Below are 13,131 nucleotides of genomic sequence, written 5' to 3' on the forward strand. Positions count from 1 at the left end.
GCCCCAGAAAGACAGAAGATGAAGTTCCTCGATCAGGCCAAGGTCTATGTCCGTTCCGGTAATGGCGGTGCGGGCTCCGTTTCCTTCCGGCGGGAAAAATATATCGAATTTGGCGGTCCGGACGGCGGCGATGGCGGGCGGGGCGGTGATGTTGTCATTGAATGTGTCGATGGTTTGAACACGTTGATCGACTACCGTTACAAGCAGCATTTCAAGGCTGAGACCGGCATTCATGGGATGGGTAAGAACCGGACCGGTGCGGACGGTGCGGATGTCGTCCTGAAAGTGCCCGTCGGGACGCAGGTCCTGGAAGAGGACAACGAAACGATTCTGGCGGACCTGACCGAAGTCGGACAGCGCATCGTGTTGCTGAAAGGCGGAAACGGCGGGTTCGGCAACGCCCATTTCAAGTCCTCGGTCAATCAGGCGCCTCGGCGGGCGAATCCGGGGCTGGAAGGTCAGGAAAAGTGGATCTGGCTGCGCTTGAAGCTGATCGCCGACGCTGGTCTGGTCGGCCTTCCCAATGCCGGGAAATCGACGTTCCTGGCAACGGTATCCGCCGCCAAACCGAAAATCGCCGATTATCCCTTCACGACGCTGCATCCGAATCTCGGGATCGTCCAGATTGACACCCGCAGTTTCGCAATGGCCGACATTCCGGGCCTGATCGAAGGGGCTCACGAGGGAACGGGACTGGGCGACCGGTTCCTGGGCCATGTCGAGCGAACGCGGGTGCTGCTGCATCTGGTGGATGGTTCCGGGGAAATGGCGCCAGACGAGGCTTACCGGGTGGTGCGCGGAGAACTGGAGGCCTATGGTCATGGCCTCACGGACAAGCCTGAAATCGTTGCCTTGTCCAAATGCGACGCCCTTACCGATGAGATGATCGCGGACAAGGCGGCCGCTCTGGAGACGGCGTGCGGGCAAAAGCCCCTGATCCTGTCAGCGGCCAGCGGCAAGAACGTGGACACGGCCTTGCGCATGATCGTGCGCGCGATTGACCGGGACAAGGAGGAAGCCGCCAACACCGTGCCTTCCGCGGAGGATGAGGGTTGGCACCCGTGAGCGAGCTTTCTCGTCAGTTAACGGGCTACAGCCGGATCGTGGTCAAGATCGGGTCGGCGCTGCTGGTCGAGAACGGTGCCTTGAAACGCGCATGGCTGGATGCCCTGGTTTCCGACCTGGTCGCGCTGGCGGATGGCGGCGCAGAGATGATGATCGTGTCATCCGGGTCAATCGCGTTGGGCCGGGGCATGCTGGGGCTGCCGCGGGGCGCCTTGAGACTTGAAGACAGCCAGGCGGCGGCTTCGGTGGGGCAGATCGCGCTCGCGCAAGCCTATGCCTCCGCTCTCGAGGCCCATGGCCGCACGGCGGGTCAAATTCTGCTGACGCTCGGCGATACGGAGGAGCGGCGGCGGTACTTGAACGCGCGGGCCACCATTGGAACGTTGCTCAAGATGGGGGCGGTGCCCATCGTCAACGAGAACGACACCGTTGCGACCTCGGAAATCCGCTACGGTGACAACGACCGCCTAGCGGCGCGGGTCGCCACCATGGCCAGCGCCGATTGCCTTGTGCTCCTGTCGGATATTGACGGCCTGTACACGGCCCCGCCGGCACAGGACCCGAACGCCGTGTTTCTGCCGCAGGTTCCGCGCATCACGCCCGAGGTCGAGGCGATGGCCGGAAGCGCCGGATCGGAATTGTCCCGCGGAGGGATGAAGACCAAGATCGACGCGGCCAAGATCGCGACCGCCGCCGGAACCACCATGGTGATCACCTCCGGCAAGGAAATGAATCCATTGAAGCGGCTGGAGCAGGGCGCGCGGGCAACATGGTTTCCGGCGCTGGACAGCCCGGCCCGGGCCCGCAAGGCCTGGATCGGCGGGCATCTGGAAACACGCGGCGAGGTGACGCTGGATGCCGGCGCGCTCAAAGCCTTGCGGTCTGGAAAGAGCCTCTTGCCAGCCGGGGTCATCAAGGTAGGGGGCGAGTTTTCCAGAGGGGATGCGGTCAAGGTGCTTGGGCCGGACGGCGTGGTCATCGGCCGCGGGCTCGTCGCCTATGACCGGGCGGAAGCCGTTCTGATCGCCGGGCGGAACAGCCGGGAAATCGAGGCGATTGTCGGCTACCCCGGACGGGCCGAGATGATCCATCGGGACGATTTGGCACTCGAAGATGCGTTTTTGAACGGAACACGATAAATACGAACCTGCCAAGCGGGTTGGCCTGTGCAAAGAAGGGGCGGGGAGATGCTGGACAAGGTTGAGACCACGGATGTTGCGGCGCTGATGGCGGACATGGGCGCGCGCGCGCGCAAGGCCGCGCGGGAACTGTCCATTGCCCCAACCTCAATCAAGGATCTTGCGCTTCGGGAAATGGCCACGGCGATGCGTGCTGCCACCCAAGACATTCTTGCGGCCAATGCCATGGACGTTCAGGCCATGAAAGCGGGCGGCCAGTCGAGCGCTTTTCTCGATCGAGGGACGCTGACCGAAGATCGGATCGAGGCGATTGCCAAGGCGCTGGAAGAGATCGCGCAGCTCGCCGATCCGGTTGGTACTGTGATCGCGGCCTGGGAACGGCCGAACGGCCTGAAGATCGAGCGGGTTCGCACGCCCCTCGGAGTGATCGGCGTCATCTACGAAAGCCGTCCCAATGTGACGGCGGATGCCGGGGCCTTGTGCCTGAAAGCGGGAAACGCCGTGATCCTGCGCGGTGGTTCGGACACAATTCAATCCAACCGGGCAATTCACGCGGCCTTGCAGAAAGGCTTGATCGCAGCCGGATTGCCAGCTGATTCCATTCAAGTCGTGCCGGTTGCCGATCGGGCTGCCGTTGGCGAAATGCTGGCCGGGCTCGGCGGCAATCTGGATGTCATCGTGCCCAGGGGTGGCAAAAGCCTTGTCGCTCGTGTCCAGGCGGATGCGCGCGTTCCCGTCTTTGCGCATCTGGAGGGGCTCGTGCATATTTTTGTCGACAGGGCGGCCGATCTTGAGATGGCGCGCCAGGTTGTGCTCAACTCGAAGATGCGCCGAACTGGCATTTGCGGCGCCCTGGAAACGCTGTTGATCGATGAAGGGGTTCTGGAAAGCCATCTGCCCTTGATCCTGCAGGATCTCCAGAATGCCGGCTGCGAAATCCATGGCGACAGTCGTGTTGAGCAGGTCGCCGCCGGTGTCGTTCCGGCAACCGAAGCGGATTGGACAACCGAATACCTGGACAAGGTGCTCGCGGTCCGCGTCGTGTCCGGCCTCCAACAGGCCATCGACCATATTGCCCAATATGGGTCAAACCACACCGATTGCATTGTCACCGAGGACGAGGCGGCAGCCGAGGCGTTTTTTCAGAAGGTCGATTCCGCCATTGTGCTTCACAACGCCTCCACCCAATTCGCAGACGGCGGTGAATTCGGAATGGGGGCGGAAATCGGCATAGCCACTGGCCGAATGCATGCCCGTGGTCCCGTCGGCGTGGAGCAACTGACGAGTTTCAAATATCGGGTGTACGGCAGGGGACAGACCCGTCCATGACACCGGCATTCATCGGCGGTGACCTTTCCGGCGACTGGTTGAAGTTGCCGCATGCGGAGCCGGGAAACCGGATCGGGATCTTCGGCGGGTCTTTCAATCCGCCGCATTCCGGGCATCGTCTGGTCGCGGAGACTGTGTTGAAACGACTTCGCCTCGATCAGATTTGGTGGCTGGTGACGCCCGGCAACCCGCTCAAGACCCATACGGATCTCGCGCCCTTGGAAATGCGCCTGCATCGGACAAGTGCGTTGGCCGATCACCCCCGGATGAAGGTCACGGCCTATGAAAGCGTGCTTGGGTCACCCTACACGGCCAAAACGGTTCAGATGCTCCGGCGTCTGCGGCCCGGTCTGCGATTCGTTTGGGTGATGGGCGCAGACAACCTTGCAGGTTTTCACCATTGGCAGAATTGGCGCGCAATCCTTCGAAGTGTGCCTGTCGCTGTCGTCGACCGTCCGGGTGCGTCACTGTCCGCCTTGTCGGCCCCGATGGCGAAAGCCTTTGAAAAGCATCGCCTTCCCGAGGAGTATGCCGCGCAGCTTCCCGACATGATGCCGCCGGTCTGGACGTTTTTGCATGCCCCTCTGGATCCGACATCCTCGACGGAATTGCGGTCGGGCGGGCATTCGCCCAGGTCGAGCGGGTGCTTGTCTTGAAAACGCCAAGGGAAAAGCGGTATTATGATCAGGTCGGATTTCTTGTCCGGCGTTGTACGGTCAACCGGTTCCGCGGCCACTCACTCGGTGACCTACGATAGGTTCGTTCGGTAGCGGGCGAGCGGCGGGACGGCAGATAGAGCGAAAGGCAATACACCTGAGCATGACCTTAGAAAGTGGGAAGACGCCGATGTCTTCTCCCATCCAGGCGCCCGTAAGTGCGGATCTTGCGGCTGACCTGCTCGATACGGTCCTCACGAGTCTTGAAGACTCCAAAGCCGAGGACATTGTTACCTTGGACATCGCTGGGAAGAGTTCGCTGGCCGATCACATGGTGATCGTGTCCGGGCGCTCTCATCGCCATGTGGGTGCCATCGCGGATCACCTGTTGCGGGATATCAAGAAGACGGGCACAGGTGCGGCATCCGTGGAAGGGCAGTCGACTTGCGATTGGGTCCTCATCGATGCAGGCGACGTAATCGTGCACATCTTCAGGCCAGAAGTGCGCAGCTTCTACAATCTTGAAAAGATGTGGGCGCCGGAAGACGAGCAGGCTCCGCAGTATATCGGCTAGATCAGAGGGCGAAACGTCTGAACCGGCTTTCGCCCCGAAAACGGATCGGCTCAATGGTGGTGGAGCACAGTCCGGGCGTGTCCTGAACGCCCAGTGGTCCTTACTGTGAATTCCCAAGTGAGAGCCAGACCTCCGGGAACCGGGTTGTTTGGGCCGGGTGAGAGGGTATGCGGTTAAAAATCGGCTGCATCGGGCGGCTCAAGGCCGGGGCGGAGAAAGAACTCGTCGATCGCTACGGCGACAGAATTCGCAAGACGGGCCGTTCGGCCGGAATTACGGATTTCGTGACCCGCGAACATCCCGAAAGCAGGGCGCAGACGGCGGTGGAACGGAAGCGGGAAGAAGCTACGCTTCTGCTTCAAAACATGGATCAAGGTGCTTATCTCGTGGTGCTGGACGAGCGTGGCAAAGCCCTTTCCAGTGAGAGCTTCGCCTCCCGTGTCTTCGAGGTGGTGGATCGGGGTGTTCCAGAGGTCTATTTCGCCATTGGCGGGGCGGACGGGCACGGAGACGATATCCTGGCGGGCGCGCATTTGAGGCTCGCACTGGGTGCCATGACCTGGCCCCACCAATTGGCCCGTGTCCTGCTTGCGGAACAGATCTATCGGGCCATCACCATCAGGACGGGGCATCCTTATCATCGGGTGTGACAAAACCGCTCCTCGAGCGAGGTTCGCCCGCGATTTGCCGCATTTCTCCCGTGAGGATGAGAAGAAGTCAGGGTGCTGTACATGGCGGGACGCTCAGGGCCGTTATGGTAAACGAATAATTAATCCTGCGCCGTGTACCAAACCCGAATGCCGAGTATCTGCTTCGCCATGAAACATGCATGCCGCCAGATCGGGACGAGGGTAGCCGCCGGACGTATCCGGTGGCCGTCCCACTATGCGGCAACCTTCGCCGGCATGGTGCTGTTTCTTTTTCTGGCCCCGGCCGGTGCCGCGGCATCGGAGCCTTCGGGCGGCACTCAACCCGCGGCTGAAGCCAGCCCTATAGCGGGGGGTGTCATTGCTGGCGATCCCGTTGAAGAGATGGGCCCTGAGGGCCGCAAGCGGCAGCAGGAAGCCGAACTCGCCGCCCTGTCACAGGATATTGAAGTCTCTCGGGAGCGCCAGCTTGAAATCGAGCGGGAAATCGCATCGCTCGACCGTGATCGGGAGACCTTGAACGGAAAAGTCATCGAGGCCGCGGACACGATCAAGCGAACCGAACGGCAGATTGCCGACACCGAAAGGCGGTTGATGACGCTGGGTGAAAACGAGGATGCCGTTCGCGCCTCTCTCAATGGTCGGCGTGACGTGCTTGCGGAGGTCCTTGCCGGACTGCAGCGCCTGGGGCGCCGGCCGCCTCCGGCCATGGCCGTTCGGCCTGATGACGCGCTGTCCGCCGTTCGCACGGCCATCCTCCTCAACGCCGTGATGCCCGGGTTGCAGCTTGAAACAGAAGCGCTTGCGGCGGACCTTTCGGAGCTCTCCCGGCTCAAGGACGTCATCTCCCAGGAAAAAAACAGTTTGCGTGGCGATGCGATGCGGTTGGCAGAAGAACAATCCCGGCTCGAACTATTGCTTAGCGTGAAGCGCCGTGAACGGGAGCGAACAGCGCAAAACTTGCAGGCCGAAAAGGAAAGGTCCGCCGCTTTGGCGGAGCGTGCCGGTTCTCTCAAAGAATTGATCGCGAGCCTGGAAACCGAGATCGAGAGCGCGCGCCGGGCGGCCGAGGAGTCACGGCAGGCAACCCGCGATTCGCAGGAGGGTCTGCAACCGGGCGAGGATCCGTTCGAGGATCCGGGCCGCATCGCACCCGCAATTCCGTTCGGACAATTGGCGGGCCGCCTGAGCCTTCCTGTATCGGGGAACCAGCTAAGGAGCTTTGGACAGGAAGATGAATTTGGTAGTTTGACCGAGGGACAATCGATTTCAAGCCGTGTAGGATCGCCGGTAACGTCGCCGGCCGATGGATGGGTTGTCTACGCGGGTCCCTTCCGCTCTTATGGTCAGCTATTGATCCTGAACATGGGAGACGGATACCATGTCCTTCTGGCCGGCATGGATCGAATTGATGCGGAACTCGGGCAATTTGTACTGGCAGGTGAACCCGTGGGCATGATGGGCGCGACGAAATGGGCAAGTGCGTCGGCCATTGACTTGGGCTCCAGTCAACCTGTCCTATATGTCGAGTTTCGAAAAGACGGACGTGCGATCGACCCTGCCCCGTGGTGGGAAAGCACCGAAGAAGAAAAGGCACGCGGATGATACGGAAAGCTTCGCTGTTGCTTGCCGGCGCCTTGTTGGGCGCTGTCGCGGTAACCACCCTGTCACAGGTTCCCTTGCGCGTTTCCCATGAAGCGATCGCGGCACCCTCGGACACTTATCGGCAGTTGAACCTCTTTGGCGACGTTTTCGAGCGCGTGCGTTCGGACTACGTCGAGGTGCCCGATGACGCGGAATTGATTGAAAGCGCCATCAACGGAATGCTGACATCGCTGGATCCGCATTCGAGCTACATGTCGCCCAAGAGTTTCCGGGACATGCAGGTTCAAACGCGGGGTGAATTCGGCGGGCTTGGCATCGAGGTGACCATGGAGGAGGGCCTCGTGAAGGTCGTTTCCCCGATCGATGACACGCCGGCCGCCCGGGCCGGAGTGCTGTCTGGCGACCTGATCACCTACATCGACGGGGAGCAGGTGCAGGGTTTGACCCTCAACGAGGCGGTCGAACGCATGCGCGGGCCAGTCGATACCGAGATCGTCGTGACCATCCGCCGGGAAGGCGTGGATCGCCCGTTCGATATCACAATCACCCGCGACGTTATCCGCATCCGGTCTGTCCGTTGGCGCGAAGAACAGGATGTGGGTTACATCCGTGTCACTCAGTTCAACGAGCAGACTTTCGACGGCCTGAAGCAGGGGATTGAAGAAACCACGGCCAATATCGGCGAAGACAACATTCGTGGTTATGTTATCGACCTGCGCAACAATCCCGGCGGTCTTCTCGATCAGGCGATCGCCGTATCCGATGCGTTTCTTCAACGCGGCGAGATCGTCTCGACCCGTGGCCGCAATGCCGACGAAACACAACGTTACAATGCCCGTGGCGGCGATCTGGCCGATGGAAAGCCGGTGATTGTCCTGGTCAACGGCGGCTCGGCATCCGCATCCGAGATCGTTGCCGGCGCGCTCCAGGATCATCGGCGTGCAACCATCCTCGGCACGCGCTCCTTTGGCAAAGGGTCCGTGCAGACCATCATCCCGCTCGGCGCGAATGGCGCCATTCGCCTGACGACGGCGCGCTACTACACGCCGTCCGGAACATCGATCCAGGCAAAGGGCATAACCCCTGACATTGAGGTGCTGCAGGATCTTCCCGATGAACTTAAGGGCCGTGCCGAGACCCGGGGCGAGGCCGGCTTGCGCGGTCACCTCGAAGGGGAAGACAACGAGGGCGGCGTTGAGGAGTCCGGCAGCCAAGCATACGTGCCCTCGAACCCAGAGGAGGACACACAGTTGAAACTGGCATTGGACCTCCTGCGTGGCGTTCAGGTCAACAGTGCCTTCCCGCCGATTTCGGAGGGGGCCCAAACGGTTCCGAATTAAGGTTCTTTGAGTACCCGCGCCGGCGTGAACCGGCGCGGCCTTGTATTGTTTGCGTATCCAAACCAACACAGATGACAAAGCTGTTCGCCAGCACATAAATTTTGGATGCCATGGCACATGATGATCTGACAGCACCATTGGGGATGGGCCGCCGCCGGCTCATCCGCATGCCATTTGGCCTGATCGGCATAGGTATTGTGTGTCTGATGGTGACCACCGGCCTGATCTGGATGGGTGTTGTCGACGACCCGTTTGGCGGTGAACCGACGGCGGTCATTCCGCTTGATGCGACCATCCAGGGCGTCACTTCCCGTGACATCGAGGTTGTCGAAATCCGTCCGTCCCTGGGGGACGACCTTGGACCAAACCTTCGGCCAGAGGGCGGCGAGTCCCGGTTGGGGCCGCGCTACGAGTTTCTGGCCGAACCGGCAGATCCCTCATCGGAAGGTGGACTGTCTCTTGTTCCCGACCCAAGGGTAAGCGAACGGTCCGAATATGGCTTTCTGCCAAAGGTCAGTTCCGACGGGATCCGCCCGCTGGATGCCTATGCCCGTCCCTTTGAAACGGAATTCACGTCGATCCCGAAAATCGCGGTCATTGTCACCGGGCTCGGCTTGAGCCGGGCGGGAACCCAGGACGCCTTGGACCGCTTGCCTGTTGATGTAACCTTCGCCTTGGGTCCCTATGGGTCCAATCTTGACCAGTGGATGCAGGATGCGCGCGCGAAGGGGCACGAACTCCTGCTCCAACTGCCTATGGAGCCATATGATTTTCCGGACAATGACCCGGGTCCTCATACCCTTTTGGTCAGCCTGCAACCGAATGAGCTGTTGGATCGATTGGCCTGGATCCTGACCCGGACGACGAACTATGTCGGTGTCATCAATGATATGGGCGCCCGGTTCACGACGACCGAGACATCCGTGGCATTCTTGTTCGAAAAGCTCAAAGAGCGCGGCTTGATGTTTGTCGACAAGGATGAGTCCGCGCGCAGCATCGCGGGCAGGGTGGCTGCTGCCAACCAATTGCCCTTCAGTCCTGTCGATGTCATCCTCGACGTGGTGCCGCGCGAAGATGATATCGAGGCGAAACTGCTCCAGCTGGAGGGGATTGCCCGGGCCCGCGGTGTTGCCGTGGCATCCGCCTCCGCCCTTCCGGTCACCATCCGGCAATTGCAGCGATGGTCGCGCGATCTTGAGGAGCGCGGCCTCCAGTTGGTGCCGGTCAGCGCAACGATAGACAGGCCATCTGAACAGTGAAGACAGACACCCGCTTGCCCGGCTTCCCATCCGTCTCCGATGGACTGCCATACCGCCCCTGTGTCGGGATCATGCTGTTGAACGCGGACGGGCGCGTCTGGATCGGGCGGCGCGATGACGGCAGTGGACTGTCCAACTATACCTTTGCCTGGCAAATGCCCCAAGGTGGAATTGACGACGGAGAAAGTGCCCAAGAGGCGGCCTTCCGGGAGCTTTATGAGGAAACCTCCATTCGCTCGGTCTCGATCATCGAAGAAGCGGACCAGTGGTTCACCTACGACTATCCGCCGGAAGTCGTGCGCAAGACGCGCAAGGGCAAGTATCGGGGGCAAGCCCAGCGGTGGTTTGCGCTGCGTTTCGAGGGATCGGACGAGGAAATTAACATTCTGTCGCCACCGGACGGTCACAAGGCTGAATTCAACGATTGGAAATGGGAGCACGCTGATCGGCTTCCCGGCCTCATCGTGCCGTTCAAACGCCCGGTCTATGAACAGGTGGTAAGCACCTTTTCCCATCTAACTGCTTGACATTGCGGCCGGGCTGTCCTGCCATCCTTGCCAAAAACAGGGAGGCAACATGGCACGGGCTGGCGAACTGACCGGTCGGAAGGTGTTGATCACGGGCGCGTCCAGCGGGCTGGGGCAGCATTTTGCGAAACTGTGTGCGGCGCATGGGGCACAGGTCGCGGTTGCCGCGCGGCGCAGCGATCGACTGAGGGCGCTGTTGGAGGAACTGCCCGCCGATAGCGGGCGCGCGCATGCGGCAGTGGAACTGGATGTGTGTGATGCCGATGCGGTCCGGAAGGCGGTGCGGCAGACGGCCGAAACGCTGGGCGGACTGGATATTCTCGTCAACAACGCTGGCACGGCCCGGTCCGGCTCCCCGCTCAATCAGACGATAAATGACTTCGACGCCGTGATGGACGTGAACCTGCGCGGTGTCTGGCTGATGGCGGCGGAATGCGGCCGGTACTGGCGGGAAAAGGCGGTACCAGGCAACATCATCAATATCGCCTCTGTTCTGGGCGAACGCGTGGCGTCCGGCGTCGCCGCCTACTGCGTGTCCAAGGCGGGAGTCGTACAAATGACGAAAGCCTTCGCGCTCGACCTGGCCCGCCACGACATTCGCGTCAATGCGTTGGCGCCGGGCTATTTCGAAACAGAAATCAATGCCGGCTTTTTTGAAACCGATGCGGGGAAGCAGATGATCAAACGCATCCCCATGCGGAGGATCGGAAACTTCGAGGACCTGAACGGCCCATTTCTGCTTCTGGCCAGCGACGCATCCCGCTACATGACAGGGGCTATCATGCCGGTCGATGGCGGCCATCTCGTTTCATCCATGTGAAGGGAAACAAATGGATTTCACACTGACGCCGAAGGCCGAAGACCTCAAAGCGCGGGTGCGCGCATTCGTCGAAACGGAGATCCTTCCGCTCGAAAACGATCCGGCTTCCTACAACGAGTTTGAAAACATCCGGATGGACCTGCGGGACAAGATCCGGATCAAGGCCAAGGTGGCCGGGCTCTGGGCGCCGCAGATGCCGGAGATCTATGGCGGCCTTGGGCTCTCCATGGTTGAACAGGCCGTGTTTTATGAAGAGGCGAACAGGTCGATTTTCGGGCCGGTCTGCTTCAATTGCGCTGCGCCGGACGACGGTAACATGCGCTGCCTTGAAATGGTTGGAACCGAAGATCAGAAACGGCGGTGGTTGCGCCCGATGATCGATGGCGCCGTCAACTCCTCCTTCGCGATGACCGAGCCCCATCCCGGCGGCGGGTCGGATCCGGGAATGATCCAGACCCGGGCCGAACGTCACGGGGATACCTGGAAAGTCTATGGCCGCAAATGGTACATTTCCGGAGCCGCCGTCTCGAAACACTTCATCCTGATGGCCCGCACCGATCCGAACCCGGAGGAAAAGCGCCGTCATCTGACCGCGTTTCTGTTTCATGCTGACAGTCCTGGTTGGCGCATCCTCCGCAGAATCGGAAACATGGGGCCGGACGAACATGGCGGTGTGTGCGAGTTGGAATTCGACGGTCTGGAAATCCCCGATGAAGACCGTTTGATGGAGATTGGCGACGGGTTGCGCCTGACACAGATCCGCCTTGGACCCGCGCGCCTGACCCATTGCATGCGCTGGCTCGGCCTTGCCAAACGCTGCATGGAGATCACCCAGGAATACGTTTCGAAACGGGAAGGCTTCGGACTCCGGCTGGCGGACCGGGAGTCCGTTCAGCTCACCCTAGGTGAAGTCGCCCATGACATTCAGATAGGACGCCTCTTAACCATGCACGCGGCCTGGAAGCTTGACCAGGGCGACCGGGCGCGAAAGGAGGTTTCATCGGCCAAAATCCACGTTGCGGATACGCTCTTCAAGGCGGTCGATACCGCGATACAGCTCAATGGCGCACGCGGCTATTCCACCGACACGATCCTGGAGTGGATTTACCGCTATGCGCGGGCCGCCAAACTCGTCGATGGCGCCTCCGAAGTGCATAAGATGGTGCTGGCTCGCTTTTATGGCAAAGAGGGCTCCGACTACTGGCAGTGGGGCTGAGCGAAGGGGACAGATGGAACGCCTGCCGCCCTACGACCTGGTTGATCTGAGGCTTCTGGTCGCGCTCGCCGAGCACCGGCATTTTGCGCGGGCCGCTGATTCCTGCGGCCTGTCGCAACCGGCTCTGTCGGCGCGGATCCGGCGGCTGGAAACCGCGCTGGCCGTTCCGCTCATTTACCGCGGCAAACGGTTCGAGGGCTTTACACCGGATGGCGACCGGGCGCTTGTGTGGGCCCGGAGGATCTTGTCGGACTGTTCCGGCCTGGTCGAGGATGTCCGCTCTGCGGAAGGTCGCCCGCATGGCTTGTTGCGGCTCGGCGTTGTCCCGTCCGCAACCCCTTATGCCGGCAAGCTGTGCGGCGCGGTCGCGGCGCGATTCCCGGGCGTGCAGACACAGATCCTGTCCTTGTCCTCGAAGGCCATCGGGACAGCCCTCGACGAGTTCGAACTCGATGCGGGGATCACCTATGGCGCTGGCCCCGCCTCCGAGGGTCCGGATCTGGCCGGCAACGGTCATTGGCAACCGCTTCTGGAGGAGACTTACTGTCTTGTGGCGCGGCCCGATCTGACCATCCCGGGCAATGGTGCCATCTCCTGGGCGGATGCGGCCAAGTTGCCGATGTGCCTGCTCACGCCAGACATGCAGAACCGGCGGATTATCGATGAAGCCTTCCGGGATGCCGGGGCGCTGCCGGACATCCGGCTGGAATCCAACAGCTTCAATGCGATCCTCGCCATGGTCCGGGCCTATCCATTCGCCACGATCCTGCCACGTCTTCAGGTGGAGGCCGGGTTGACGGGCGGCTTGAAAGTCCGGGATATGGGCGAGCAGGTCACAACGCGGCCGATAGGACTTTGGATCCCGAAGCGGGTCCCCGAGCGGCGCGTGACGGGCGCTCTTTTGGAGGTTCTTTCATCGCTTGGCACCGGTGATCCGCTGGGCTGATCACATCA

13 protein-coding genes are annotated in these 13,131 nt (G+C 61.2%); all 13 read left to right on the plus strand.

All coding sequences use genetic code 11. The annotated features are described in order from the left end of the window. Positions 1-18: 18 nt before the first annotated feature. The 13 genes from obgE to F0184_RS10230 all read left to right on the plus strand — a co-directional run bounded on the left by obgE (position 19) and on the right by F0184_RS10230 (position 13,123). Complete coding sequence (gene obgE, locus F0184_RS10170) at positions 19-1,065, plus strand: GTPase ObgE (RefSeq protein ID WP_150496064.1); 1,047 nt, start codon at positions 19-21, stop codon at positions 1,063-1,065. Then, positions 1,062-2,204, plus strand: a complete 1,143-nt coding sequence (gene proB / locus F0184_RS10175) for a glutamate 5-kinase (protein WP_208998414.1) — start codon at positions 1,062-1,064, stop codon at positions 2,202-2,204. The genes obgE and proB overlap by 4 nt, the downstream gene beginning before the upstream one ends. A 48-nt stretch (positions 2,205-2,252) precedes the next feature. Continuing rightward, complete coding sequence (locus F0184_RS10180) at positions 2,253-3,533, plus strand: glutamate-5-semialdehyde dehydrogenase (protein ID WP_150496066.1); 1,281 nt, start codon at positions 2,253-2,255, stop codon at positions 3,531-3,533. After that, positions 3,530-4,189 carry a nicotinate-nucleotide adenylyltransferase gene (locus F0184_RS10185; RefSeq protein ID WP_150496067.1) on the plus strand — a complete coding sequence of 220 codons (660 nt, stop codon included), beginning with the start codon at positions 3,530-3,532 and terminating at the stop codon, positions 4,187-4,189. The genes F0184_RS10180 and F0184_RS10185 overlap by 4 nt, the downstream gene beginning before the upstream one ends. A gap of 190 nt (positions 4,190-4,379) precedes the next feature. Continuing rightward, a complete protein-coding gene (gene rsfS, locus F0184_RS10190) occupies positions 4,380-4,763 on the plus strand; it encodes a ribosome silencing factor (RefSeq protein WP_150496068.1) in 384 nt (127 codons plus the stop codon). 167 nt (positions 4,764-4,930) lie between these two features. Further along, complete coding sequence (gene rlmH, locus F0184_RS10195) at positions 4,931-5,413, plus strand: 23S rRNA (pseudouridine(1915)-N(3))-methyltransferase RlmH (protein ID WP_150496069.1); 483 nt, start codon at positions 4,931-4,933, stop codon at positions 5,411-5,413. A gap of 168 nt (positions 5,414-5,581) precedes the next feature. Continuing rightward, positions 5,582-7,015: a murein hydrolase activator EnvC family protein gene (locus tag F0184_RS10200; RefSeq protein ID WP_208998416.1), complete on the plus strand. Its 1,434-nt coding sequence runs from the start codon at positions 5,582-5,584 to the stop codon at positions 7,013-7,015. Next, on the plus strand, positions 7,012-8,355 hold the full coding sequence (locus tag F0184_RS10205) for a S41 family peptidase (protein WP_150496070.1): 1,344 nt from the start codon (positions 7,012-7,014) through the stop codon (positions 8,353-8,355). Before F0184_RS10200 ends, F0184_RS10205 begins: the two co-directional genes overlap by 4 nt. 110 nt (positions 8,356-8,465) lie before the next feature. Beyond that, complete coding sequence (locus F0184_RS10210; RefSeq protein WP_208998417.1) at positions 8,466-9,614, plus strand: divergent polysaccharide deacetylase family protein; 1,149 nt, start codon at positions 8,466-8,468, stop codon at positions 9,612-9,614. Next, positions 9,611-10,141 (plus strand): RNA pyrophosphohydrolase, encoded by a 531-nt coding sequence (locus F0184_RS10215; RefSeq protein ID WP_280176939.1) that lies wholly within the window; start codon positions 9,611-9,613, stop codon positions 10,139-10,141. Before F0184_RS10210 ends, F0184_RS10215 begins: the two co-directional genes overlap by 4 nt. Before the next feature lie 49 nt (positions 10,142-10,190). After that, complete coding sequence (locus F0184_RS10220) at positions 10,191-10,961, plus strand: SDR family NAD(P)-dependent oxidoreductase (protein WP_150496071.1); 771 nt, start codon at positions 10,191-10,193, stop codon at positions 10,959-10,961. Positions 10,962-10,971: 10 nt separating this feature from the next. Beyond that, positions 10,972-12,177, plus strand: coding sequence for an acyl-CoA dehydrogenase family protein (locus tag F0184_RS10225; RefSeq protein WP_150496072.1), 1,206 nt, complete (start codon positions 10,972-10,974; stop codon positions 12,175-12,177). Positions 12,178-12,190: 13 nt separating this feature from the next. Continuing rightward, complete coding sequence (locus F0184_RS10230) at positions 12,191-13,123, plus strand: LysR family transcriptional regulator (RefSeq protein ID WP_188656269.1); 933 nt, start codon at positions 12,191-12,193, stop codon at positions 13,121-13,123. Positions 13,124-13,131: the final 8 nt, after the last annotated feature.

It is taken from the genome of Roseibium aquae (genome assembly GCF_008711285.1).
In the GTDB taxonomy this organism is placed as follows: Bacteria; Pseudomonadota; Alphaproteobacteria; order Rhizobiales; family Stappiaceae; genus Roseibium; species Roseibium aquae.

Bases quoted from the DNA above. Each gene is read 5' to 3' on its own strand.
- obgE (WP_150496064.1), top strand. From the start codon at position 19: ATGAAGTTCCTCGATCAGGCCAAGGTCTATGTCCGTTCCGGTAATGGC.
- F0184_RS10180 (WP_150496066.1), top strand. From the start codon at position 2,253: ATGCTGGACAAGGTTGAGACCACGGATGTTGCGGCGCTGATGGCGGAC.
- F0184_RS10185 (WP_150496067.1), top strand. From the start codon at position 3,530: ATGACACCGGCATTCATCGGCGGTGACCTTTCCGGCGACTGGTTGAAG.
- rsfS (WP_150496068.1), top strand. From the start codon at position 4,380: ATGTCTTCTCCCATCCAGGCGCCCGTAAGTGCGGATCTTGCGGCTGAC.
- rlmH (WP_150496069.1), top strand. From the start codon at position 4,931: ATGCGGTTAAAAATCGGCTGCATCGGGCGGCTCAAGGCCGGGGCGGAG.
- F0184_RS10200 (WP_208998416.1), top strand. From the start codon at position 5,582: ATGAAACATGCATGCCGCCAGATCGGGACGAGGGTAGCCGCCGGACGT.
- F0184_RS10205 (WP_150496070.1), top strand. From the start codon at position 7,012: ATGATACGGAAAGCTTCGCTGTTGCTTGCCGGCGCCTTGTTGGGCGCT.
- F0184_RS10210 (WP_208998417.1), top strand. From the start codon at position 8,466: ATGGCACATGATGATCTGACAGCACCATTGGGGATGGGCCGCCGCCGG.
- F0184_RS10220 (WP_150496071.1), top strand. From the start codon at position 10,191: ATGGCACGGGCTGGCGAACTGACCGGTCGGAAGGTGTTGATCACGGGC.
- F0184_RS10225 (WP_150496072.1), top strand. From the start codon at position 10,972: ATGGATTTCACACTGACGCCGAAGGCCGAAGACCTCAAAGCGCGGGTG.
- F0184_RS10230 (WP_188656269.1), top strand. From the start codon at position 12,191: ATGGAACGCCTGCCGCCCTACGACCTGGTTGATCTGAGGCTTCTGGTC.